Raw genomic sequence first — 23,798 nt, forward strand, 5'->3', positions numbered from 1 at the left:
GGTATAATAAATAGGAGGATGTTTTTAAGAATGATAATTGTGGAAGGGATTTATTTCTGGCGGGAAAAGACGCTCCCGCCAGAATGAACGATTACCGTTTCAGCGCATCACTCAGTTCGTCGCGCATATTCGCCAGCATAGCTTTAACGACGCGCGGATTCCCCGCCACGATATTACCGGTCATCATGTAGTTATGGCCGCCGGTGAAATCGCTGACGATACCGCCCGCTTCACGAACCAGCAGCTCGCCCGCGGCGAAATCCCACGGACGAAGGCCAATTTCAAAGAAACCATCGACACGACCTGCGGCAACATAGGCCAGATCCAGCGCGGCGGAACCGGTGCGGCGGAAATCGGCGCATTCGGTGAACAGCTTGCCGATAATATTAATGTAGGTGGTCGCGTATTGTTTGGCTTTGAACGGGAAGCCGGTCGCGAGGATGGTGCCGTCCAGATCGCGAGCGGTACTGCCGCGCAGACGGTAGCCGTTCAGTTGCGCGCCCTGACCGCGGGTGGCGGTGAACAATTCGTTACGCATCGGATCGTAAACCACGGCGACTTCAGTACGGCCTTTAATGCGTACTGCGATGGATACCGCAAAGTGCGGCAGGCGTTTGATAAAATTAGTGGTGCCATCCAGTGGATCGATAACCCATTGAACATCCTGATCTGTGCCAACGTGTTCACCGCTTTCTTCGGTGATAATTGTGTGTTGCGGGTAAGATTTGCGAATGGTGTCGATAATTATCGCTTCAGCGGCCTTATCTACGTTGGTCACAAAATCGTTACTGCCTTTTTGGCTCGCTTCTACAGCGTCCGGAGTTTCATAGTTTTTGGCAATTACATTACCCGCCTTGCGCGCTGCGCGCACGGCGATGGTCAGCATCGGATGCATCGGTCTCTCTCACTGGATGTTAAAGAACGGGAAAACGGCGCAGAGTATAGCAGTGAGATCGGAATCTGTCTTGGTTTTATGGTAAGATGGCGGAATAATCTTTAGCTGAAGAAAGACAATGCTGCAAAACATTCGAATTGTGCTGGTGGAAACCTCCCACACCGGCAATATGGGCTCTGTGGCTCGCGCTATGAAAACCATGGGCTTAACCAACCTGTGGCTGGTAAACCCGCTGGTAAAACCGGACTCCCAGGCCATCGCTTTGGCGGCAGGCGCCAGCGATGTGATCGGTAATGCGCAGATCGTCGATACGCTTGATGAAGCGCTGGCAGGTTGTAGTCTGGTGGTTGGAACCAGCGCTCGTTCCCGCACTCTGCCGTGGCCGATGCTTGATCCGCGCGAGTGTGGCTTAAAAAGCATTGCAGAAGCGGAAAACACGCCGGTTGCCTTAGTTTTCGGTCGTGAGCGTGTCGGGCTGACTAACGATGAGTTGCAAAAATGCCATTATCACGTTGCCATTGCCGCTAACCCGGAGTACAGCTCGTTGAATCTGGCGATGGCGGTACAGGTCATCGCGTATGAAGTCCGTATGGCCTGGCTGGCAACGCAGGAAGACGGCGACGCGGTAGAGCATGAAGAGACGCCGTATCCGCTGGTGGACGATCTTGAACGCTTCTACGGCCATCTGGAGCAAACGTTGCTCTCCACCGGCTTTATTCGCGAAAACCATCCGGGGCAGGTGATGAATAAGCTGCGCCGTTTGTTTACCCGCGCGCGCCCGGAAAGCCAGGAGTTGAATATTCTGCGTGGAATGCTGGCGTCGATTGAGCAGCAGAATAAAGGAAAGTAGGCAATTTGATGCCTGATGGCGCTAATCGTAGGCCGGATAAGCGAAGCGTCATTCGGTAAATCGAAAACAGCACTGAACGTCAAATACCTGACTAAAACAGTCAAGTAAATAGTTGACCAAATTACTCGGGAATGTCAGACTTATCCCTGCTATGCAATACCCCCATTTTACAATAAAAAACCCCGGGCAGGGGCGAGTTTGAGGTTAAGTAAGACATGAGACTGACATCTAAAGGGCGTTATGCCGTGACCGCAATGTTAGACGTTGCGCTCAACTCCGAAGCGGGCCCGGTACCGTTGGCTGATATTTCTGAACGTCAGGGTATTTCCCTTTCTTATCTGGAACAGCTATTTTCCCGCTTACGTAAAAACGGTCTGGTTTCCAGCGTACGCGGGCCAGGCGGCGGTTATCTGCTGGGGAAAGATGCCGGCAGTATCGCGGTCGGTGAAGTGATCAGCGCGGTTGATGAGTCCGTTGATGCAACCCGTTGCCAGGGGAAAGGCGGCTGTCAGGGCGGCGATAAATGCCTGACCCACGCGCTGTGGCGTGATTTAAGCGATCGCCTGACCGGTTTTCTCAACAATATTACGTTAGGCGAGCTGGTGAATAACCAGGAAGTTTTGGATGTGTCTGGTCGTCAGCACACGCATGACGCGCCGCGCGCCAATGGTCGTGCGCAGGACGCCATCGACGTTAAATTACGTGCTTAATTAAAATATTACGCCATCTCTTCTGGCGGCCTCAAGCGGTTAATGCCGCAGTCGCCTGAAGGACGAAGCGTAAAAAGAATTCAGAATCAGGCCGGGACGTGGACGTCCCGTCAACACGGTCGTACATCCAGCCGGTTGCCTGATTCCTTGCATTGAGTGATGTACGGAGTTTAAGAGCAATGAAATTACCGATTTATCTCGACTACTCCGCAACCACGCCGGTGGACCCGCGTGTTGCCGAGAAAATGATGCAGTTTCTGACCCTGGACGGAACCTTTGGGAACCCGGCGTCTCGTTCACACCGTTTTGGCTGGCAGGCAGAAGAAGCGGTCGATATCGCCCGTAACCAGATTGCTGAGCTGGTGGGTGCCGACCCGCGTGAAATCGTTTTTACGTCCGGCGCGACGGAGTCCGACAACCTGGCGATCAAAGGCGCAGCCAACTTTTATCAGAAAAAAGGCAAGCACATTATCACCAGCAAGACCGAGCACAAAGCGGTGCTGGACACCTGCCGTCAGCTAGAGCGCGAAGGGTTTGAAGTGACCTACCTCGCGCCGCAGAGCAACGGGATTATCGATCTTAAAGCACTCGAAGCAGCGATGCGTGACGACACCATTCTGGTTTCAATCATGCACGTGAACAACGAAATCGGCGTGGTGCAGGATATCGCGACCATCGGCGAAATGTGCCGCGCGCGCGGTATTATCTACCATGTTGACGCTACCCAGAGCGTGGGCAAACTGCCTATCGACCTGAGCCAACTGAAAGTGGACCTGATGTCCTTCTCCGGTCATAAAATTTATGGTCCGAAAGGCATTGGCGCGCTGTATGTGCGTCGTAAGCCGCGTATTCGTATTGAAGCGCAGATGCATGGCGGCGGTCACGAACGCGGTATGCGCTCTGGAACGCTGCCCGTCCACCAGATCGTCGGCATGGGCGAAGCTTACCGTATCGCGAAAGAAGAGATGGAGACCGAAATGGCACGTCTGCGCGGTCTGCGTAACCGTCTGTGGAACGGCATCAAAGATATTGAAGAAGTTTACCTGAACGGCGACCTTGAACAGGGCGCGCCAAACATTCTCAACGTGAGCTTTAACTACGTTGAAGGCGAGTCGCTGATCATGGCACTGAAAGACCTGGCGGTCTCTTCCGGTTCCGCCTGCACCTCCGCCAGTCTGGAACCGTCCTACGTGCTGCGCGCGTTGGGCATGAATGACGAGCTGGCGCATAGCTCTATCCGTTTCTCTTTAGGTCGTTTTACCACTGAAGAAGAGATCGACTACACCATTGATCTGGTCCGTAAATCCATTGGCCGTCTGCGTGACCTTTCTCCACTGTGGGAAATGTACAAGCAGGGCGTGGATCTAAATAGCATCGAATGGGCTCATCATTAATCGGTATCGGAATCAGGAGAATTTATAATGGCTTACAGCGAAAAAGTAATCGATCACTATGAGAACCCGCGTAACGTAGGGTCGTTTGACAACAACGACGATAACGTGGGAAGCGGCATGGTTGGCGCTCCGGCCTGCGGCGACGTTATGAAGTTGCAGATTAAAGTTAACGATGAAGGTATTATTGAAGACGCGCGCTTCAAGACTTACGGCTGCGGTTCCGCTATCGCCTCCAGTTCTCTGGTAACGGAGTGGGTGAAAGGGAAATCCCTGGACGAAGCGCAGGCGATTAAAAACACCGATATTGCAGACGAACTGGAGCTGCCGCCGGTGAAAATCCACTGCTCTATTCTGGCGGAAGACGCGATTAAAGCCGCTATTGCAGATTACAAAAGCAAACGCGAAGCGAAATAAAATAGAACGTTAACATTGAGGTTTTGTTATGTCGATTACACTTAGCGACAGTGCAGCAGCGCGAGTTAATACCTTCCTGGCCAACCGTGGTAAAGGGTTTGGCCTGCGTCTGGGCGTGAGAACCTCCGGCTGTTCAGGTATGGCTTATGTACTGGAATTTGTTGACGAACCGACGGCGGAAGACACCGTATTTGAAGACAAAGGCGTTAAGGTAGTGGTTGATGGCAAGAGCCTGCAATTTCTGGACGGTACACAGTTGGACTTCGTAAAAGAAGGCCTGAACGAAGGGTTTAAATTCTCCAACCCAAATGTGAAAGATGAGTGTGGTTGCGGCGAAAGCTTCCACGTGTAACTGTGTTCCGCTGTTATACCGAGTCATTCGTGTTGCAGAAAGGCGACAAGCGAGTGAATCCCCAGGTGCTTACTTGAATTAGTGACTGGGGTGAACCCGCGCAGACAATGCATCTGCGGCGCGAAGTAAGAAGGTATAACCCCACCGTAGTCGCCTGCGGGTGGGGTTTGTTCTGACAGGCTATCCCTGAGAATGTTATGGATTACTTCACCCTCTTTGGCTTACCAGCCCGTTATCAGATTGACACCCAGGCGCTGAGCCTTCGTTTTCAGGATCTGCAACGCCAGTATCACCCTGACAAATTTGCCAACGGCACCCAGGCGCAGCAGCTTGCCGCCGTCCAGCAATCCGCCACGATCAACCAGGCCTGGCAAACGCTGCGTCATCCTTTGACGCGCGCGGAGTATCTGCTTTCCTTACACGGGTTCGATCTGGCCAGCGAGCAGCACACCGTACGCGACACCGCGTTTCTGATGGAGCAACTGACGCTTCGTGAAGAGCTGGACGACATCGAACAGACAAAAGACGACGCGCGGCTGGAAAGCTTTATCAAGCGTGTACAAAAGATGTTTGATGCTCGCCTCCAGCAAATGGTGGAACAGATGGATAACGCGGCATGGGATGTGGCGGCGGATACGGTGCGCAAACTGCGGTTTCTCGATAAACTGCGAAGCAGCGCAGAACAACTCGAAGAAAAGCTGCTCGATTTTTAACTGGAATCTAACATGGCCTTATTACAAATTAGTGAGCCTGGTCTGAGCGCCGCGCCGCATCAGCGCCGTCTGGCGGCGGGTATCGACTTAGGCACTACCAACTCTCTGGTGGCGACGGTTCGCAGCGGCCAGGCGGAAACTCTGCCTGACCACGAAGGGCGCCACCTGTTGCCTTCAGTGGTTCACTATCAGCCGCAGGGCCACACGGTCGGTTACGCTGCGCGTGACAATGCCGCGCAGGATACGGCCAACACTATCAGCTCTGTGAAACGTATGATGGGACGCTCGCTGGCGGATATCCAGGCGCGCTATCCGCATCTGCCTTACCGGTTTAAGGCTAGCGTTAATGGGCTGCCGATGATTGAAACAGCGGCAGGGTTGCTAAACCCGGTACGCGTATCTGCTGATATTCTCAAAGCGCTGGCCGCGCGGGCTAGCGAATCGCTTTCCGGAGAGCTGGATGGCGTGGTGATTACCGTTCCCGCCTATTTCGATGATGCCCAGCGTCAGGGGACGAAAGACGCCGCGCGGCTGGCGGGCCTGCATGTGCTGCGCTTACTCAACGAACCGACGGCGGCGGCGATCGCCTACGGTCTGGACTCGGGCAAAGAAGGCGTTATCGCTGTTTACGATCTCGGCGGCGGCACCTTTGATATCTCTATTTTACGTCTGAGCCGCGGGGTGTTTGAAGTGCTGGCGACGGGCGGTGATTCTGCGCTCGGCGGCGACGACTTTGACCATCTGCTGGCGGACTATATTCGCGAGCAGGCGGGGATTGCCGATCGTAGTGACAATCGCGTTCAGCGCGAACTGCTGGATGCCGCTATTGCAGCGAAAATCGCCTTAAGTGATGCCGATGCCGTTCGCGTTAACGTTGCGGGCTGGCAGGGGGAGATCACTCGCGAGCAGTTTAACGATCTCATTTCTGCGCTGGTTAAGCGCACGCTATTGGCCTGCCGTCGCGCATTGAAAGATGCCGGTGTTGACTCCCGGCAGGTTCTGGAAGTGGTCATGGTCGGCGGTTCGACCCGTGTACCGCTGGTGCGTGAGCGGGTGGGCGAATTTTTTGGCCGCACGCCGTTAACCACTATCGACCCGGATAAAGTAGTCGCTATCGGCGCAGCGATTCAGGCTGATATTTTGGTCGGCAACAAGCCGGACAGCGAAATGCTACTGCTGGATGTGATTCCACTCTCTCTTGGACTGGAAACGATGGGGGGCCTGGTGGAAAAAGTTATTCCGCGCAACACCACCATCCCGGTGGCGCGCGCGCAGGATTTCACCACCTTCAAAGACGGTCAGACCGCGATGTCTATCCATGTGATGCAGGGCGAACGCGAACTGGTGCAGGACTGCCGTTCGCTGGCGCGCTTTGCGCTGCGCGGTATTCCGCCGTTGCCGGCTGGCGGGGCGCATATTCGCGTGACTTTCCAGGTAGATGCCGATGGCCTGTTGAGCGTTACCGCAATGGAAAAATCCACCGGCGTCGAGGCCTCCATTCAGGTCAAACCTTCCTACGGCCTGACCGATAGCGAAATTGCTTCAATGATCAAAGACTCCATGAGTTTTGCCGAGCAGGACGTGAAAGCGCGTATGCTGGCGGAGCAAAAAGTCGAAGCCGCGCGCGTGCTGGAAAGCTTGACCGGCGCGCTGACTGCCGACGCCGCGCTGTTAAGCGCCGCAGAACGTCAATGCATTGATGATGCCGCCGCACATTTGAGCGCGGTCGCACAAGGCGATGATGTTGACGCCATAGAACAAGCCATTAAAAACGTAGATAAACAAACCCAGGAATTTGCCGCTCGCCGTATGGACCAGTCGGTTCGTCGCGCGCTGAAAGGCCATTCCGTAGACGAGGTTTAACATGCCGAAGATTGTTATTCTGCCTCATCAGGATCTTTGTCCGGATGGCGCAGTTCTGGAAGCTGAGACCGGTGAAACCATTCTTGACGTTGCGCTGCGCAACGGCATCGAGATTGAACACGCCTGTGAGAAATCGTGCGCCTGCACCACCTGTCACTGTATTGTACGTGAAGGCTTCGACTCCTTGCCGGAAAGCTCGGAAGAAGAAGACGATATGCTGGATAAAGCGTGGGGGCTGGAGCCGGAAAGCCGACTGAGCTGCCAGGCCCGCGTTACCGACGACGATCTGGTTATCGAAATTCCACGTTACACAATCAACCATGCGCGTGAGCATTAACAGAGGGTAGTATGGGACTCAAGTGGACCGATAGCCGTGAGATCGGCGAAGCGTTATACGACGCATATCCTGATGTCGATCCTAAAACCGTTCGTTTCACCGATCTGCATCAGTGGATCTGCGAACTGGACGATTTTGACGACGACCCTAACGCATCCAATGAAAAAATTCTGGAGGCGATTCTGCTAGTCTGGTTGGATGAAGCAGAGTAATTTTTGCGTCATGATCCGCGCCGCAGGTGCGTTGGCTGCGTTCGCTCACTTGCCGCCTTCCTGCAACGCGAATCATTTAGCAAAAGATCTAACGGGCTGCCATACGGCGGCCCGTTTGCTAATAAGGAAAATAACAATGACAGAAGCCATGAAAATTACGCTTTCCACGCAGCCTGCCGATGCGCGTTGGGGCGACAAAGCCACTTACAGTATTAATAACGACGGTATTACCTTGCACCTTAACGGTAAAGACGATCTGGGGTTGATCCAGCGTGCGGCGCGTAAAATCGATGGCCTGGGAATAAAACAGGTCGCGCTGACAGGCGAAGGATGGGATATCGAGCGTTGTTGGGCATTCTGGGCGGGTTACAAAGGACCAAAAGGCGTCCGTACCGTGATGTGGCCGGATTTAGACGATGCCCAACGTCAGGAACTGGATAACCGCCTGACCATTATTGACTGGGTGCGCGACACCATTAATGCCCCGGCGGAAGAGCTTGGGCCGGAGCAACTGGCGCAGCGCGCGGTGGATCTGCTGTGCAGCGTCGCGTGCGATCGTGTCACTTACCGTATCACCAAAGGTGAAGATCTGCGCGAGCAGAACTATATGGGGCTGCATACCGTAGGTCGTGGTTCTGAGCGTTCGCCGGTACTGTTGGCGCTGGATTACAACCCGACGGGAGACAAAGACGCGCCAGTTTACGCCTGTCTGGTCGGTAAAGGCATTACCTTTGACTCCGGCGGCTACAGCATCAAACAAAGCGCCTTTATGGACTCAATGAAATCCGATATGGGCGGCGCGGCGACGGTAACGGGCGCGCTGGCGTTCGCCATTACTCGTGGGTTGAATAAACGCGTAAAATTGTTCCTGTGTTGCGCCGATAATCTGATCAGCGGCAATGCTTTTAAACTGGGCGATATTATTCGCTACCGTAATGGCAAGAATGTCGAAGTCATGAATACCGATGCGGAAGGGCGACTGGTGCTGGCAGATGGCCTGATTGATGCCAGTGCGCAACACCCGCAGTTGATCATTGATATGGCGACGTTAACCGGCGCGGCGAAAACGGCGCTGGGTAACGACTACCATGCGCTATTCAGTTTTGACGATACGCTGGCGGGGCGCTTGCTGACCAGCGCGGCGCAAGAAAATGAACCGTTCTGGCGTTTGCCGCTGGCGGAGTTCCACCGTAATCAACTGCCGTCTAACTTTGCGGAACTGAACAACACCGGCAGCGCGGCTTATCCCGCTGGGGCAAGCACCGCCGCGGGTTTTCTGTCGCACTTTGTTGAAAATTACCGCGAAGGCTGGCTGCACATTGACTGTTCCGCTACTTATCGCAAAGCGCCAGTTGAGCAGTGGGCTGCCGGGGCAACCGGTTTAGGCGTCCGCACCATTGCTAATCTGCTGACCGCCTGAATGGCGTTTTTTGTAGGCCGGGTAAGCGAAGCGCCACCCGGCATTTTGCCTGATGACACTGCGCTTATCAGGCCTACACGGTACACGTATATCAATTTGTGATTCCTATGTCCGAAACTAAAAATGAATTAGAAATCTTGCTGGAGAAAGCGGCGACTGAGCCCGCGCATCGTCCGGCATTTTTCCGTACCTTACTGGAGTCCACCGTCTGGGTGCCGGGCAGCGCTGCCGAAGGCGAGGCGATTGTGGAAGACAGCGCTCTGGATTTGCAGCACTGGGAAAAAGAAGACGGCACGACCGTCATTCCCTTCTTTACTTCTTTGGAGGCGCTGCAGCAGGCCGTGGCAGACGAACAGGCGTTTGTGGTGATGCCGGTGCGCACGCTGTTTGAAATGACGCTTGGCGAAACGTTATTCCTCAACGCTAAATTGCCGGTCGGTAAAGAGTTTATGCCGCGTGAAATCAGCCTGCTTCTCGGTGAGGAAGGTAGTCCGTTAAGTACCCAGGAAGTGCTGGAAGGCGGCGAGTCGCTTATTTTATCCGAAGTGGCCGAGCCGCCGTCGCAGATGATTGATTCCCTCACCACGCTGTTTAAAACCATCAAACCGGTGAAACGCGCGTTTCTCTGCGCTATTAAAGAACATGCGGACGCCCAACCCAATCTACTGATTGGCATTGAGGCTGACGGCGATATTGAAGAGATCATTCACGCTGCGGGCAATGTGGCGACTGACACATTACCGGGTGACGAACCGATCGATATTTGTCAGGTGAGGAAGGGTGAGCAGGGGATCAGCCATTTTATCACCGAGCATATCGCGCCGTTCTACGAGCGCCGCTGGGGCGGGTTTCTGCGCGATTTTAAACAGAACCGCATCATCTGAAGAAAAGAAAGCCGCCCAACAGGGCGGCCTCCTGGCTTACCTGCTCTGGACGTTGAGCGTTACGGGAACAGAATTACCTGGATAACTTCTGTCTGCGTGAAGACACAACGTGCCAGAAACAAGAAGCACGACACAAAAGCATCGTATCTTCATGTTGCGGTCCTTGCGAAGACCGCATCACGGCAGCACCGCTGGCGATAATGCCGTGATAGCAAGCACTGTGGTGTGCCTGCGCTTACGGCCATGGAACATCCTCTCCTGAAGCCAGCGCCCGTTTGCGAGACGGCGGAGGTGGCCGGGAAAGATAATACCTCAAATGTTGAATAGTTTCTTAGTTAATTAACTTGACTTCGCTCTCCTTAAAAGAGAGTATTTACCTACTGTGGTGTGCCTGCGTTGCTATGGCAACAAAGCCTGCTGGGAAGGCCGCGAACTGGACCAGCACAAAAAAACCGCTCAATTGAGCGGTTTTTTTGTGGCCTGCTTAAACAGAATTTATGTGGATTCGTTTTAAATCAGCCTGAATTGTAGGCCGGATAAGCGTGAGCGCCATCCGGCATGGCAGATATTAAGCGGGTTCAACCGGTAAATCAGTACGCGCGCCCCATTCGCTCCACGCGCCGTCGTAAAGTGTGACGTCAGGCACATCCAGCGTGGCGAGCGCCAGCACCACGACCGCGGCCGTCACGCCGGAACCGCAGCTGGCGATAATCGGTCTGTCGAAACTAACGCCGTGGCTGAAAAAAACCTCATTCAGTTCGTCAGTGGTCTTTAATTCGCCCTCATACACCAGTTCCGTCCACGGGACGTTTAGCGCGCCGGGAATGTGTCCGCGCCTCAGCCCCGGACGCGGTTCATCAGCCTGAGCGTTAAAACGCGCCGCCGGGCGCGCGTCGACGATTTGCGCGGTTTTTTCATGACTTGCCAGCAATACGTCGGTTAGCCGCACCACAGCTTGTGGCGCGAGTTTCGCTTCAAACTCGCCTTCTTCATGCGCTTCATCACCTTCGCGCAATAGCCATTCGTCGCGCTGCCAGCCTGCCAGTCCGCCCGCCAGAATGGAAATTTTCTCGGCGCCGAACGTGCGTAGCATCCACCATGCCCGGGGAGCGGAGAACAAATTGCCTTCATCGTATATGACCAGGTGTTTATCCTGGCGAACGCCCAGTTCACGCATGGCCACCGCAAAAGCTTCCGGGCGCGGCATCATATGCGGCAGCGGCGATGCGCGATCGGAAAGCGCTTCAATATCAAAAAACAGAGCGCCGGGAATATGTCCGGCGCGATATTCGCCCGCCATATCACGATGTTCCTGTCCTGGGGGCGCCATACGGGCGTCAAGAATTTGTATTTCCGGATCATCAATATGTTCGGCAAGCCAGTCGGCGGCGACAAAAAAGGCGGTGGTCATGGGCATCTCCATTGTTACCTGATTATGGTCAAATTGTCGGACGTTTCCCGGAAAGGGACAAGTAGAAGAGGCTGTTTTGGCTGGCGAAACCACATTTCTGCGTAAAAATCTCGTTTCATTGTTGTAATACGGACTTACACAATAAAATTTCTCGCGCATAATATCTCATCAACCGTTGCTGACAGGCCATTAAGGCCAGGGATGAAAAATGAAACATTTACGCGTGGTAGCTTGCATTATCATGCTGGCGCTGGCGGGATGCGATAACAACGATAAAACCGCCCCGACGACAAAAAACGAGGCGTCAGCCGCGGCGCAACCCTCGCCCGCGAAAGACCCGGCACAGTTACAAAAGCTGGCGCAGCAAAGCCAGGGGAAAACGCTCACGCTATTAGACGCCTCCGAAGCGCAGCTCGACGGCGCGGCGACGCTGGTGCTGACGTTTTCAATTCCTTTAGATCCCGAACAAGATTTCTCCCGTGTGGTTCACGTGGTTGATAAAAAAAGCGGCAGCGTTGACGGCGCATGGGAGCTGGCGCCAAATTTAAAAGAGCTTAGGTTACGTCATCTGGAACCTGAGCGCGTACTGGTGGTCACGGTTGATCCCGCCGTTAAGGCGCTGAATAACGCCACCTTCGGCAAGCCTTATGAAAAAACGATTACCACGCGTGATGTCCAGCCAAGCGTTGGCTTTGCCAGTCGGGGATCGCTGTTGCCGGGAAAAATAGCGGAAGGACTGCCGGTCATGGCGCTTAACGTCAACCATGTCGATGTGAACTTTTTCCGCGTTAAGCCTGAATCGCTGGCGTCATTTGTCAGCCAGTGGGAGTACCGTAGTTCGCTCTCTAACTGGGAGTCCGACAATCTGCTGAAAATGGCGGATCTGGTTTATACCGGCCGTTTTGATCTTAATCCGGCGCGCAATACGCGTGAGAAACTGCTGTTGCCATTAAGCGATATTAAGCCGCTGCAACAGGCGGGCGTATATGTAGCAGTAATGAATCAGGCTGGACACTACAACTATAGTAATGCCGCCACGTTGTTTACCCTTAGCGATATCGGCGTGTCTGCGCACCGTTACCATAATCGGCTGGATGTCTTTACGCAAAGCCTGGAAAACGGCGCGGCGCAGTCGGGAATTGAGATCGTTCTTCTGAATGATAAAGGTCAGACGCTGGCGCAGGCGACGAGCGATGCGCAGGGACATGTGCAGTTGGAGGCTGATAAAGCGGCAGCGCTATTACTGGCGCGTAAAGAGGGGCAGACCACGCTGCTCGATCTCAAACTTCCGGCGCTGGATCTGTCGGAATTTAATGTTGCTGGCGCGCCCGGCTACAGCAAGCAGTTCTTTATGTTTGGCCCGCGCGATCTCTACCGACCGGGCGAAACGGTTATCCTTAACGGATTACTGCGCGATAGCGACGGTAAAATGCTGCCCGATCAACCCGTTAAGCTGGAAGTGGTAAAACCAGACGGACAGGTGATGCGTACCGTCGTCAGCCAGCCGGAAAACGGACTATATCGTTTGAATTATCCACTGGATAGCAGCGCGCCGACCGGCTTGTGGCATGTCCGCGCCAATACTGGCGATAACGTGCTGCGGACGTGGGATTTCCACGTTGAAGACTTTATGCCGGAGCGGATGGCGCTCAACCTGACGGCGCAAAAAACGCCGCTGGCACCTGCGGATGAGGTGAAATTCTCCGTTGTCGGCTATTACCTGTATGGCGCTCCAGCTAGCGGCAATACCCTGCAAGGGCAGCTTTTCCTGCGTCCGCAGCGCGACGCCGTCGCGGCGTTGCCTGGCTTCCAGTTCGGCAATATTGCTGAAGAGAATCTTTCGCGCAGCCTGGACGAAGTTCAGGTTACGTTGGATAAAAGCGGACGCGGTGAAGTGAGCGCCGCAAGTCAATGGCAAGAAGCGCATTCGCCGTTGCAGGTGATTTTACAGGCCAGCTTGCTGGAATCTGGTGGTCGTCCGGTCACTCGTCGCGTAGAGCAGGCGATTTGGCCCGCCGATACGTTACCGGGGATTCGTCCACAGTTTGCCGCCAAAGCGGTATACGACTACCGTACGAATACCACCGTTAATCAACCGATTGTCGACGAAAATAGCAACGCCGCATTCGATATTGTTTACGCCAACGCGCAGGGTGAGAAAAAAGCCGTGTCCGGTTTGCAGGTGCGGCTCATCCGCGAGCGTCGCGACTATTACTGGAACTGGTCGGAAAGCGAAGGCTGGCAGTCGCAGTTTGATCAAAAAGATCTGCTGGAGGGCGAACAGACGCTGGATCTGAACGCGGATGAGACCGGAAAAGTAAGCTTTCCGGTGGAATGGGGCGCGTACCGTCTGGAGGTCAAAGCGCCGAATGAGACGGTCAGCAGCGTTCGTTTCTGGGCAGGCTATAGCTGGCAGGATAACAGCGACGGCAGCGGCGCGGCGCGTCCGGATCGCGTCACCCTCAAACTGGATAAAGCGAATTATCGTCCAGGCGATACCATGAAATTGCATATCGCCGCGCCGGTCGCCGGTAAAGGCTATGCGATGGTGGAGTCCAGCGACGGCCCGCTGTGGTGGCAGGCGATCGATGTGCCGGCGCAAGGGCTGGATCTCACGATTCCGGTGGATAAAACCTGGAATCGCCACGACCTCTATCTCAGTACGCTGGTGGTGCGTCCCGGCGATAAATCTCGCTCCGCGACGCCAAAACGTGCCGTGGGGTTACTACACCTACCGCTGGGGGATGAAAACCGTCGCCTTGATCTGGCGCTGGAAAGCCCGGCCAAAATGCGTCCAAATCAGCCGCTTACCGTCAGGGTGAAAGCCAGTGTTAAACACGGCGAAATGCCTAAACAGATTAACGTGCTAGTCTCCGCGGTCGATAGCGGCGTATTGAATATCACCGATTACGCGACGCCGGACCCCTGGCAGGCGTTCTTTGGTCAAAAACGCTACGGTGCGGATATCTACGATATTTACGGCCAGGTCATTGAAGGGCAGGGGCGGCTGGCGGCGCTGCGTTTTGGCGGCGATGGCGACGACCTTAAGCGTGGCGGAAAACCGCCGGTAAACCATGTCAATATCATCGCGCAGCAGGCGCAGCCGATCACGCTCAATGAGCAGGGCGAAGGCGTCGTAACGCTGCCGATTGGCGACTTTAACGGCGAACTGCGGGTTATGGCGCAGGCATGGACAGCAGGAGATTTTGGTCGCGGCGAAAGCAAAGTCGTTGTCGCCGCGCCAGTGATTGCCGAGCTGAATATGCCGCGTTTTCTGGCGGGGGGCGATGTTTCGCGACTGGTGCTGGACGTCACCAACCTGACCGACCGTCCGCAGACGCTTAATATTTCTCTCGCCGCCAATGGGCTACTGGAACTGCTTAGCCAGCAGCCGCAACCGGTCAACCTGGCGCCGGGCGTGCGCACCACCTTATTCGTTCCGGTACGCGCGCTGGACGGTTTTGGCGAAGGCGAAATCCAGGCGACCATTAGCGGTCTGAATCTGCCGGGAGAAACCCTCGGCGCGCAGCATAAACAGTGGAAAATAGGCGTGCGTCCGGCCTGGCCTGCCCAAACGGTAAATAGCGGTATTGCGCTGGCACCGGGAGAGAGTTGGCACGTGCCAGCGCAGCATCTGGCAAACGTTTCGCCAGCCACGTTACAGGGACAACTGCTGCTAAGCGGAAAACCGCCGCTCAATCTGGCGCGCTACATTCGTGAGCTGAAAGCGTATCCGTACGGGTGTCTGGAACAAACCGCCAGCGGGTTATTCCCGGCGCTGTATACCAATGCCGCTCAATTGCAGATGCTCGGTATTGTCGGCGATAGCGATGAAAAACGTCGCGCAGCAGTGGATATCGGCATCTCCCGGGTACTGCAGATGCAGCGTGATAACGGCGGTTTTGCGCTATGGGATAAAAATGGGGCGGAAGAGTACTGGCTAACGGCTTACGCGATGGATTTCCTCGTTCGCGCGGGCGAGCAGGGGTACAGCGTCCCGCCGGAAGCGATTAATCAGGGCAATGAGCGACTGCTGCGCTATCTGCAAGATCCTGGCATGATGCTGATTCGTTATAGCGATAATACACAGGCCAGTACTTTTGCCGCTCAGGCCTACGCCGCGCTGGTGCTGGCGCGCCAGCAGAAAGCGCCGCTCGGGGCGCTGCGCGAAATCTGGGAGCGCCGTAGTCAGGCGGCTTCAGGGCTGCCGCTGATGCAATTGGGCATCGCGTTAAAAACGATGGGCGATGCCAGACGCGGCGAAGAGGCCGTTACGCTGGCTCTGAATACGCCGCGTCAGGACGAACGTCAATGGATAGCGGATTACGGCAGTTCTCTGCGCGATAACGCTCTGATGTTGTCGCTACTGGAAGAGAACAACCTCAAACCGGACGCGCAAAACGCGCTATTAAGCTCGCTTTCTGAGCAGGCCTTCGGTCAGCGCTGGCTCTCTACCCAGGAGAACAATGCCTTGTTCCTCGCCGCGCATTCGCGACAGGCCAGCGCGGGCGCCTGGCAGGCGCAGACATCGCTTGAGGCGCAGCCACTGTCGGGCGACAAGGCGCTGACCCGTAATCTGGATGCTGACCAACTGTCCGCCCTTGAGGTGACGAACGCCGGCAGCCAGCCGCTATGGCTGCGTCTGGATAGCAGCGGTTATCCCTCATCTGCGCCTGAGCCTGCCAGCAACGTTTTGCAGATTGAACGACAAATACTGGGGACTGATGGTCAGCGCAAATCGCTTTCCACGTTGCGTAGTGGCGAACTGGTGCTGGTTTGGTTAACGGTGGTGGCCGATCGCAATGTGCCGGATGCGCTGGTGGTAGACCTGCTTCCGGCCGGGCTGGAGCTGGAAAACCAGAATCTGGCTGACAGCAGCGCCAGCCTGCCGGAGAGCGGTAGCGAGGTGCAAAATCTGCTTAATCAGATGCAACAGGCGGATATTCAGCATATGGAGTTCCGCGACGATCGGTTCGTGGCTGCCGTCGCCGTTAACGAAGGTCAACCCGTGACGCTGGTCTACCTGGCGCGCGCGGTAACGCCGGGGACGTACCAGCTTCCACAACCGCAGGTGGAATCGATGTATGTTCCTCAGTGGCGGGCGACCGGCGCGAGCGAGGGGCTGCTGATTGTGACGCCTTAAATGAGCGGTTGGCGTGGTAAACGTGGCCGCTGGCTGTGGCTGGCGGTCGCGCCCTTTTTCATTCTCCTGGCGTTATGGGCGGCGGATAACCTCTGGCCGTTGCCCCTCAATGAAGTCCATCCTGCGCGGGTTGTGGTAGCCCATGACGGTACGCCGCTGTGGCGTTTTGCCGACGCCGGGGGGATCTGGCGTTATCCGGTAACCATTGAAGAGGTCTCCCCCCGTTACCTGGAGGCCTTAATCAATTACGAAGATCGCTGGTTCTGGCAGCACCCTGGCGTTAACCCTTTCTCCGTCGCGCGCGCGGCATGGCAGGATCTTACCGCCGGACGCGTTATTTCCGGTGGTAGTACGCTGACCATGCAGGTGGCGAGACTGCTGGACCCGCATCCGCGCACGTTCGGCGGTAAAATCCGCCAACTTTGGCGCGCTCTCCAGCTTGAATGGCATCTTTCCAAGCGCGACATCCTGACGCTGTATCTGAACCGCGCGCCGTTCGGCGGTACGCTACAGGGTATTGGCGCCGCAAGCTGGGCCTACTTTGGCAAGTCGCCCGCGCGTCTGAGCTACGCTGACGCGGCGCTGCTGGCCGTGTTGCCGCAGGCGCCGAGCCGGTTACGCCCCGACCGCTGGCCAGCGAGAGCCGAAGCGGCGCGGAATAAAGTGCTGGATCGGATGGCGGCGCAGGGCGTCTGGCCTGCCGAAACGGTACGCGAGTCGCGTGAAGAGCCGGTCTGGCTGGCGCCGCGTCAAATGCCGCAACTGGCACCGCTTTTTGCCCGAATGATGTTGAGCAAAAGCCAGAACGACAAAATTGTGACCACGCTGGACGCCGGGTTGCAGCGGCAACTGGAAGATCTGGCGCGGGTATGGAAAGGGCGGCTGCCTGCACGCAGTTCGCTGGCGATGATCGTCGTCGATCATACCGATATGAGCGTGCGCGGCTGGGTAGGGTCGGTAGACCTGAATGACGACAGCCGTTTTGGCCATGTCGACATGGTAACGGCGATCCGATCGCCGGGATCGGTACTCAAACCCTTTGTGTATGGTCTGGCGCTGGATGACGCTTTGATCCATCCCGCGTCATTATTACAGGACGTTCCGCGCCGCACCGGAGATTACCGTCCGGGAAACTTCGACAGCGGATTTCACGGGCCGGTCAGCATGAGTGACGCGCTGGTACGTTCGCTGAATTTGCCTGCTGTTCAGGTGCTTGAAGCCTATGGGCCGAAACGATTTGCGGCAAAACTGCGTAACGTCGGCCTGCCGCTATATTTGCCTGCCGGCGCGGCGCCGAATCTTTCGCTGATTCTGGGCGGCGCGGGCGCGCGTCTTGACGAGATGGCGGCGGCGTACAGCGCGTTCGCCCGCCATGGGAAAGCGGCGAAACTACGGTTACAGCCGGACGATCCGTTGTGGGAAAGACCATTAATGTCGCCGGGAGCGGCTTGGATCATTCGACGGATTATGGCGGATGAAGCACAACCCTTGCCGGATAACGCGCTGCCGCGCATTGTGCCGTTGGCGTGGAAAACCGGCACCAGCTACGGTTATCGCGATGCGTGGGCTATTGGCGTTAACGCGCGCTATATCATCGGCATCTGGACAGGCAGACCCGACGGCACGCCTGTGGTGGGACAATTTGGTTTTGCCAGCGCGGTGCCATTGCTTAACCAGGTCAATAATCTGTTACTGGCGCATGCAGGACGCCTGCCGGAAGATCCGCGTCCGCAGACGGTAAGCCGCGGCGTCATTTGCTGGCCGGGCGGACAGTCTCTGCCTCCCGGAGACAGCAACTGTCGCCGCCGACTGGCGACCTGGCTGCTTGACGATAGCCAGCCGCCCACACTGCTGTTACCGGAACAGGAAGGCATAAACGGTATTCGTTTCCCGGTCTGGCTGGATGATACGGGACGGCGTGTCGCTGCCGACTGCCCGCAGGCGCGTGAGCACACTTTTATTGTCTGGCCGCGTCCACTGGAGCCGTGGCTGCCGTCGACGGAAAGACGTAGCGCCCGCTTGCCCGTGGCATCCGCCCTCTGCCCGCCGCTACAGGGCAGTAATGCTGCGCCGTTAATGCTGTCAGGGATAAGGGAAGGCGCAGTGATCAGGCAATTGCCCGGTCAGGAAAATGTCACGCTGCCCGTCTCGACTACCGGTGGTAAAGGGCATCGCTGGTGGTTTTTAAACGGCGAACCTGTTAATAGCGCAAACAATCGCCTTTCTTTATTATTAAATATCGCTGGACGTTATCAACTTGTCGTAATAGATGAGTCAGGTCAGGTTGCGGCGGTTAATTTTGAATTAATGCGTTAACAATTATTCTGAATACATTATGAATTTCTTTTATTTTAAGGTTAATGATAATTAATAATTATTAATTATTCCTTGATTACCCTTAAAGAGGGAGATTGATAAATATCAAAAGATCCAACGCGCAAAACCGCGAGAATACGTTTTTATTTAACGAGTTGAATCATGAAAGAAATAAAAAGCCAGGGAAATGGCGAACAGCCCGCTATTTCCCGACGCAATTTTATCCAGGCCAGCTCCGCGCTTATTGCGCTACCGTTTGTCTCTTCGACAGCTACGGCTCAGGAGCGCGTGGCAACGGTGACTGAAAATAGGCCTGCGGAAAAAGTCGTCCAGACATGCAGCACATTTGACTGCGGGGGCAAATGCGATATTCGGGCGCATGTCAGTGACGGTATCGTGACGCGAATTTCAACGCGGCCTGATAATGCTTTGGATGCGCAAATGCCGGTGATGCGTGCCTGCGTTCGTGGACGCGCATACCGTAAATTTGTTTATCATCCTGACAGACTTAAATATCCCATGAAGCGCGTAGGAAAACGCGGTGAAGGAAAATTCGAGCGAATTTCCTGGGATGAAGCGACAACCTTAATCGCCGATAATTTAAAATCGATTACCGAAAAATATGGCCCGGCTTCGCGCTATGTTCATGTTGGCACCGCTGTTTCCGGCGGTACCTTTTCCGGCGATAAAATGGCGCGTCGCCTGCTGAATCTGACCGGTGGTTATCTCGAAAGCTACCATTCTGTGAGTATGGGTAACACGGCGGCTGCGACGCCCTATACTTACGGCACTGCCGCCAGCGGCAGTTCGCTGGATACGCTTTTAGAGACCAAACTGGTGATTCTGTGGGGCCATAACCCGACGGAGACCATTTTTGGCCATACCAACTATTTCTTGCAGAAAATGAAGCAGAACGGTACGCGGTTTATCGTGGTCGATCCGCGCTATTCCGACACCGTTGCGTCTCTGGCCGATCAGTGGATTCCGCTGCTGCCTACTACCGACAATGCGTTGATGGACGCGATGATGTACGTCATCATCAGCGAGAATCTGCACGATCGCGCGTTTATTGAGCGCTACGCTATCGGTTTTGACGAAGCCTCAATGCCGGAAGGCGTACCGGCTAACGAATCGCTGGTGGCGTATCTAATCGGCGCCAAAGACGGTGTTGTTAAGTCACCCGAGTGGGCGGAAAAGATCACCCATGTGCCGGCGCAAACCATTCGCCAGTTGGCGCGTGATTACGCGAATACCAAATCCGCCGCGTTGATTCAGGGGTGGGGACCACAGCGCCACAACTGCGGCGAGCGCACCGCACGCGGCTCGACCCTGCTGGCGACCATTACCGGTAATGTGGGCATCAAAGGTGGTTGGGCAGCGGGCTACGGTGGCTGCGCTAACCGTAAATTCGCCGCGGGTCCGGAGATGCCGGATAACCCGGTAAAAGCCAAAATTTCGGTAATGAACTGGGTGCAGGCCGCAGACGATGCCAGCAAAGTGACGCCGGATGTTGGGCTGAAAGATGCCGATGAGCTGGATGGTAACATCCGTATTCTGTTCTCGCTGGCCGGGAATTATCTGGCGAATCAGAACCCCGACCTGCATCAGGCGGTACGCGTACTGGAGGATGAGTCAAAGATCCAGTTTATTATTGCCAGCGATCTGTTTATGACACCGAGCGCGAAATACGCCGATCTACTGCTGCCGGAAACCAGTTTCATGGAGCGCTGGAACATCGGGGAAACCTGGGGCACGGCAAGCTACCTGATTCTCTCTGAAAAACTGATCGAGCCTGAATTTGAGCGTCGCTCCGACTACGACTGGCTGCATGAGGTGGCAGCGAAATTAGGCATTGAGAACGAATTTAGCCAGGGACGCGATGAGAAAGCGTGGATTGAACACATCTGGGAACAGACGCGCCTGGCGATGCCGGACGAAAATCTGCCGGATTTTGCCACGCTGCAAAAGACCCGTCAGCATCTGTTCAAAAGCGCGCCGTTTGTCGCCTTTGAAGACAATATTCGCGATCCGGACAATCATCCGTTCCCGACGCCGTCAGGGAAAATAGAGATCTTCTCGAAGCGCCTGTACGACATGCAGCATCCGGAAATCCCGGCGTTGTCGCACTACGTTCCCGCGCATGAAGGCCCGGAGGATGCGCTGGCGAAAGATTTTCCGCTTCAGTTAATTACGTGGAAAGGGAAAAACCGCGCCAACTCAACGCAATACGCTAACCCGTGGCTGATTGAAGTTCAGCAGCAGAAATTGTGGATCAACCCGCAGGATGCGCAAAAGCGCGGCATTACGCATGGCGACATGGTACGCATTCATAATCCACGCGGGATTTGCGAAATTCCGGCGGAAGTGACGCCGCGCATTATTCCCGGCGTTGTTGCGATGCAGGCTGGTGCCTGGTGGCAGCCGGATAAGAACGGTATTGATAAAGGCGGCTGCGCGAACGTCCTCAGTTCGGCCCGTATTACCGCTCTGGCGAAGGGAAATTCACATCAAACCATGCTGGTGGAGGTGGTTAAAGCATGAGTCAGTTTACACATTTTCCGCCGGTGAGCGATAAACAGTTGGGATTTTTTATCGACTCCTCACGCTGCTCCGGCTGTAAAGCCTGCCAGGTGGCCTGCAAAGACAAACATAATCTGGAAGTAGGTCGTCGTTTCCGCCGCGTCTATGAAGTCAAGGGCGGGAGTTTCATCCCGACCGGGCAGGGCGGGGTCAGCAACAACGTATTTGCTTATACGCTTTCTATTTCCTGCAACCACTGCGCGGACCCGATCTGCACCAAAAATTGCCCGACCACCGCCATGCATAAACGTCCGGGCGACGGCATCGTGCGCGTTGATACCGACAAATGTGTCGGCTGTGGCTATTGCGCCTGGTCCTGCCCTTATGGCGCACCGCAACTTAACGAGCAGACTGGTCAAATGTCCAAGTGTGATATGTGCATTGATTTACAGGCGAAAGGTGAACAGCCCGTCTGTGTCGCGACCTGTCCGCTGGAGGCCATCAAGTTTGGCCCTATTGATGAACTGCGCGCGAAGTACGGCAGCGTATGTGACGTGAACGGGCTGCCAGATTCATCAATCACCAAACCTAATCTGGTTGTCAAAGCGCATCAGGGCGCAGAAAAAGAGGGTAAACGCCATGCATGAGTTACCGCTGCTGATTTTTACGCTCTGTTTGCAAGGGTCTGTGGGTGTGACTCTGTGGCTGGCGTTGGGCCGCCAGTACGCCGTAGATGGACGAGTGCCTGCACGCGGCGCGCTTCCCGCAATGGCGGGAGCGTTTGTACTGGCCTGCGTGGGGCTGCTCGCTTCAGCGCTGCACATGGGCTATCCCCTGAATGCGCTAAACGCGTTACGTCATGTCGCCAGTTCGTGGCTGAGTCGCGAAATCGTCTTTGCCAGCCTTTATCTGGCGGCGCTGGGACTGGGCGTTGTGCTGCTGTTTTTCCGTAAACCAGGCTGGCAACCGCTGCTGGCGCTGGCGGCAGCGCTCGGATTGGTGGATGTATTCTGCATGGCACAGATTTATATCCATGCCTCGGTGGCGACCTGGCAGCATAGCAACACGCTGGCGCTGTTCTTTGGTACGTCAGGCATTATCGGCTCGTTAGTCATTGCGCTGGCTTATCTGCGCAACGCTGGCGCCGCAATGCGCTGCGCCGTGGTGGTGGTCGCACTGATGGTGCTGATTCGCCTGATCATGCAGCCGCTATGGCTGGCGGATATCCATGCGGTGGATACGACGGTCGTAACTTTCCCGCATCGTCCGCTACAGGCGTTGGCGCAGTTGCGTGACGTCTATATTCTCGGTTGGTGTGTCTCAGCGGTGGGAATGCTCTGCTTTGCCGCTGGCGGTCTGCGAAATGCCAGAGGGACTCTGGTGGTGGGCAGCGTATTGTTGCTTATCGGCGAGATTGTGCTGCGCTACGTCTTCTTTAGTATTGGCTGATGGTTAATCTGACGATCGATCCGGCGGTAGACGTGACGCAGGCCTGCGTTCGGCGTCGTTTTCGTTTTTCTTCCTGCCGCGCTTGCACCGATGTTTGCCCGGCGCAGGTGTTTTCGCTGGCGCAGGGGCAGGTCAGCATAGATACGACGCGCTGCATAGCATGTGGCGACTGTCTGTTTGTCTGTCCTGTTGACGCCATTACCGGTGTCAAACCGGTTAAACGCTTTGTGCAGGGGAATACGTTGGTGGGGCCGTTTTCGTTACAGGCGTCAACGGTCGATGAGCTGCTTCTCTGGCACAGCCAGTATGGTATTCGCTTTATTGATATTATAGTAGAGCGGTCGGCGCAGTGGTTGATGGCGATGGCGGGGCTAAATTTAGCGCTACGCCGCTACGGTGAGCCATGTTGGTCTTTTAAACACGTTGTCGGCGCAGAGATTAACGCTTCGCGGCGCACGCTGTTTCATGTTCCGCGCGACACCATTACTCCATGCGCCGTCGAGCCGGGGAAACGGCGTCTCAGGCAGGCGTTTTCCGCCCTCAGCGAATGCGTGCCCGAAATCAGCCTGGAAGTATGCAGGATGTGCGGAGCCTGTTGGCGAAGCTGTCCGGAAAACGTTATCCAGTTTGCCGACGATACCCTAACGATAGCGGCGGCGCGCTGTACGGGATGCGGTGGCTGTGTGGCGGTATGTCCTCATAAGGCGCTGCGGCTGCGGTTTGACGTGGAACCCGCGCAAACGCGGCATGTTGCGGCGCATACGCTCACCTGCGAAAGCTGCGAACGGACTTTCCATGCTCTCACGCCTGAACACACGCGCTGCTTGCTGTGTCAGCACCATGAGTTTGCTATGCGTCTTTGACTTTTGTTGCTAATGCTCATTTTATTTTAAAAAAATGTTACCTGCATCCATA

General features: G+C 55.5%; 20 protein-coding genes. 17 read left to right on the forward strand and 3 right to left on the reverse strand.

The genetic code is table 11. The annotated features are described in order from the left end of the window. Positions 1 to 91: 91 nt before the first annotated feature. The gene (gene suhB, locus F4V72_RS15305; protein WP_023245992.1) at positions 92 to 895 is read right to left on the reverse strand and encodes an inositol-1-monophosphatase; all 804 of its coding nucleotides are present in this window, start codon (positions 893 to 895) and stop codon (positions 92 to 94) included. 118 nt (positions 896 to 1,013) lie between these two features. Between suhB and trmJ the strand changes: the two genes are divergently transcribed. From trmJ to sseB, 11 genes are all read left to right on the forward strand, one after another. Then, entirely contained in the window at positions 1,014 to 1,745 is a 732-nt protein-coding gene (gene trmJ / locus F4V72_RS15310; protein WP_023245991.1) for a tRNA (cytosine(32)/uridine(32)-2'-O)-methyltransferase TrmJ, read from the forward strand. A 215-nt stretch (positions 1,746 to 1,960) separates the two neighbouring features. Next, positions 1,961 to 2,455, forward strand: a complete 495-nt coding sequence (iscR, locus tag F4V72_RS15315; RefSeq protein WP_023179651.1) for a Fe-S cluster assembly transcriptional regulator IscR — start codon at positions 1,961 to 1,963, stop codon at positions 2,453 to 2,455. Between the two features lie 179 nt (positions 2,456 to 2,634). Next, the gene (gene iscS, locus F4V72_RS15320; protein ID WP_000775269.1) at positions 2,635 to 3,849 is read left to right on the forward strand and encodes a cysteine desulfurase; all 1,215 of its coding nucleotides are present in this window, start codon (positions 2,635 to 2,637) and stop codon (positions 3,847 to 3,849) included. Between the two features lie 27 nt (positions 3,850 to 3,876). Beyond that, positions 3,877 to 4,263: a Fe-S cluster assembly scaffold IscU gene (gene iscU, locus F4V72_RS15325; protein ID WP_000331704.1), complete on the forward strand. Its 387-nt coding sequence runs from the start codon at positions 3,877 to 3,879 to the stop codon at positions 4,261 to 4,263. Between the two features lie 28 nt (positions 4,264 to 4,291). Further along, positions 4,292 to 4,615, forward strand: a complete 324-nt coding sequence (gene iscA, locus F4V72_RS15330) for an iron-sulfur cluster assembly protein IscA (RefSeq protein WP_000028952.1) — start codon at positions 4,292 to 4,294, stop codon at positions 4,613 to 4,615. Between the two features lie 197 nt (positions 4,616 to 4,812). Further along, entirely contained in the window at positions 4,813 to 5,328 is a 516-nt protein-coding gene (hscB, locus tag F4V72_RS15335) for a co-chaperone HscB (protein WP_111764046.1), read from the forward strand. 12 nt (positions 5,329 to 5,340) lie between these two features. Next, positions 5,341 to 7,191 (forward strand): Fe-S protein assembly chaperone HscA, encoded by a 1,851-nt coding sequence (hscA, locus tag F4V72_RS15340; protein ID WP_023245989.1) that lies wholly within the window; start codon positions 5,341 to 5,343, stop codon positions 7,189 to 7,191. A 1-nt stretch (position 7,192) separates the two neighbouring features. Further along, positions 7,193 to 7,528, forward strand: a complete 336-nt coding sequence (gene fdx, locus F4V72_RS15345) for an ISC system 2Fe-2S type ferredoxin (RefSeq protein WP_001124466.1) — start codon at positions 7,193 to 7,195, stop codon at positions 7,526 to 7,528. A gap of 11 nt (positions 7,529 to 7,539) precedes the next feature. After that, positions 7,540 to 7,740 carry a Fe-S cluster assembly protein IscX gene (gene iscX / locus F4V72_RS15350; protein WP_000523621.1) on the forward strand — a complete coding sequence of 67 codons (201 nt, stop codon included), beginning with the start codon at positions 7,540 to 7,542 and terminating at the stop codon, positions 7,738 to 7,740. A 136-nt stretch (positions 7,741 to 7,876) separates the two neighbouring features. After that, entirely contained in the window at positions 7,877 to 9,160 is a 1,284-nt protein-coding gene (gene pepB, locus F4V72_RS15355; protein WP_023245988.1) for an aminopeptidase PepB, read from the forward strand. 107 nt (positions 9,161 to 9,267) lie between these two features. Then, positions 9,268 to 10,044, forward strand: coding sequence for an enhanced serine sensitivity protein SseB (gene sseB, locus F4V72_RS15360; protein WP_053510751.1), 777 nt, complete (start codon positions 9,268 to 9,270; stop codon positions 10,042 to 10,044). Between the two features lie 36 nt (positions 10,045 to 10,080). Here the strand turns inward: sseB and timP are convergent, their stop codons facing one another. Both timP and sseA read right to left on the reverse strand, forming a co-directional pair. After that, positions 10,081 to 10,197 carry a small toxic inner membrane protein TimP gene (gene timP, locus F4V72_RS24460; protein WP_246849015.1) on the reverse strand — a complete coding sequence of 39 codons (117 nt, stop codon included), beginning with the start codon at positions 10,195 to 10,197 and terminating at the stop codon, positions 10,081 to 10,083. Between the two features lie 415 nt (positions 10,198 to 10,612). Continuing rightward, on the reverse strand, positions 10,613 to 11,455 hold the full coding sequence (gene sseA / locus F4V72_RS15365) for a 3-mercaptopyruvate sulfurtransferase (protein WP_053510749.1): 843 nt from the start codon (positions 11,453 to 11,455) through the stop codon (positions 10,613 to 10,615). A gap of 208 nt (positions 11,456 to 11,663) precedes the next feature. Here sseA and F4V72_RS15370 point away from each other — a divergent pair, with 208 nt between their 5' ends. The 6 genes from F4V72_RS15370 (at position 11,664) to F4V72_RS15395 (ending at position 23,746) form a co-directional block, all read left to right on the forward strand. Further along, positions 11,664 to 16,598 (forward strand): alpha-2-macroglobulin family protein, encoded by a 4,935-nt coding sequence (locus F4V72_RS15370; RefSeq protein ID WP_121768225.1) that lies wholly within the window; start codon positions 11,664 to 11,666, stop codon positions 16,596 to 16,598. Continuing rightward, on the forward strand, positions 16,599 to 18,914 hold the full coding sequence (gene pbpC, locus F4V72_RS15375; protein WP_080070294.1) for a peptidoglycan glycosyltransferase PbpC: 2,316 nt from the start codon (positions 16,599 to 16,601) through the stop codon (positions 18,912 to 18,914). Positions 18,915 to 19,076: 162 nt separating this feature from the next. After that, positions 19,077 to 21,455 (forward strand): DMSO/selenate family reductase complex A subunit, encoded by a 2,379-nt coding sequence (locus tag F4V72_RS15380; protein WP_136058137.1) that lies wholly within the window; start codon positions 19,077 to 19,079, stop codon positions 21,453 to 21,455. Further along, positions 21,452 to 22,081 (forward strand): DMSO/selenate family reductase complex B subunit, encoded by a 630-nt coding sequence (locus F4V72_RS15385; RefSeq protein WP_023245981.1) that lies wholly within the window; start codon positions 21,452 to 21,454, stop codon positions 22,079 to 22,081. Before F4V72_RS15380 ends, F4V72_RS15385 begins: the two co-directional genes overlap by 4 nt. Beyond that, positions 22,074 to 22,883, forward strand: a complete 810-nt coding sequence (locus F4V72_RS15390) for a dimethyl sulfoxide reductase anchor subunit family protein (protein ID WP_023245980.1) — start codon at positions 22,074 to 22,076, stop codon at positions 22,881 to 22,883. Before F4V72_RS15385 ends, F4V72_RS15390 begins: the two co-directional genes overlap by 8 nt. After that, positions 22,883 to 23,746 carry a 4Fe-4S dicluster domain-containing protein gene (locus tag F4V72_RS15395; protein WP_136058138.1) on the forward strand — a complete coding sequence of 288 codons (864 nt, stop codon included), beginning with the start codon at positions 22,883 to 22,885 and terminating at the stop codon, positions 23,744 to 23,746. The genes F4V72_RS15390 and F4V72_RS15395 overlap by 1 nt, the downstream gene beginning before the upstream one ends. Positions 23,747 to 23,798 lie beyond the last annotated feature (52 nt).

Origin of the sequence: Salmonella enterica subsp. diarizonae, from assembly GCF_008692785.1 — a bacterium.
In the GTDB taxonomy this organism is placed as follows: Bacteria; Pseudomonadota; Gammaproteobacteria; order Enterobacterales; family Enterobacteriaceae; genus Salmonella; species Salmonella diarizonae.

Bases quoted from the DNA above. Each gene is read 5' to 3' on its own strand.
- suhB (WP_023245992.1), bottom strand. From the start codon at position 895: ATGCATCCGATGCTGACCATCGCCGTGCGCGCAGCGCGCAAGGCGGGT.
- trmJ (WP_023245991.1), top strand. From the start codon at position 1,014: ATGCTGCAAAACATTCGAATTGTGCTGGTGGAAACCTCCCACACCGGC.
- iscR (WP_023179651.1), top strand. From the start codon at position 1,961: ATGAGACTGACATCTAAAGGGCGTTATGCCGTGACCGCAATGTTAGAC.
- iscS (WP_000775269.1), top strand. From the start codon at position 2,635: ATGAAATTACCGATTTATCTCGACTACTCCGCAACCACGCCGGTGGAC.
- iscU (WP_000331704.1), top strand. From the start codon at position 3,877: ATGGCTTACAGCGAAAAAGTAATCGATCACTATGAGAACCCGCGTAAC.
- iscA (WP_000028952.1), top strand. From the start codon at position 4,292: ATGTCGATTACACTTAGCGACAGTGCAGCAGCGCGAGTTAATACCTTC.
- hscB (WP_111764046.1), top strand. From the start codon at position 4,813: ATGGATTACTTCACCCTCTTTGGCTTACCAGCCCGTTATCAGATTGAC.
- hscA (WP_023245989.1), top strand. From the start codon at position 5,341: ATGGCCTTATTACAAATTAGTGAGCCTGGTCTGAGCGCCGCGCCGCAT.
- fdx (WP_001124466.1), top strand. From the start codon at position 7,193: ATGCCGAAGATTGTTATTCTGCCTCATCAGGATCTTTGTCCGGATGGC.
- iscX (WP_000523621.1), top strand. From the start codon at position 7,540: ATGGGACTCAAGTGGACCGATAGCCGTGAGATCGGCGAAGCGTTATAC.
- pepB (WP_023245988.1), top strand. From the start codon at position 7,877: ATGACAGAAGCCATGAAAATTACGCTTTCCACGCAGCCTGCCGATGCG.
- sseB (WP_053510751.1), top strand. From the start codon at position 9,268: ATGTCCGAAACTAAAAATGAATTAGAAATCTTGCTGGAGAAAGCGGCG.
- timP (WP_246849015.1), bottom strand. From the start codon at position 10,197: ATGAAGATACGATGCTTTTGTGTCGTGCTTCTTGTTTCTGGCACGTTG.
- sseA (WP_053510749.1), bottom strand. From the start codon at position 11,455: ATGACCACCGCCTTTTTTGTCGCCGCCGACTGGCTTGCCGAACATATT.
- F4V72_RS15370 (WP_121768225.1), top strand. From the start codon at position 11,664: ATGAAACATTTACGCGTGGTAGCTTGCATTATCATGCTGGCGCTGGCG.
- pbpC (WP_080070294.1), top strand. From the start codon at position 16,599: ATGAGCGGTTGGCGTGGTAAACGTGGCCGCTGGCTGTGGCTGGCGGTC.
- F4V72_RS15380 (WP_136058137.1), top strand. From the start codon at position 19,077: ATGAAAGAAATAAAAAGCCAGGGAAATGGCGAACAGCCCGCTATTTCC.
- F4V72_RS15385 (WP_023245981.1), top strand. From the start codon at position 21,452: ATGAGTCAGTTTACACATTTTCCGCCGGTGAGCGATAAACAGTTGGGA.
- F4V72_RS15390 (WP_023245980.1), top strand. From the start codon at position 22,074: ATGCATGAGTTACCGCTGCTGATTTTTACGCTCTGTTTGCAAGGGTCT.
- F4V72_RS15395 (WP_136058138.1), top strand. From the start codon at position 22,883: ATGGTTAATCTGACGATCGATCCGGCGGTAGACGTGACGCAGGCCTGC.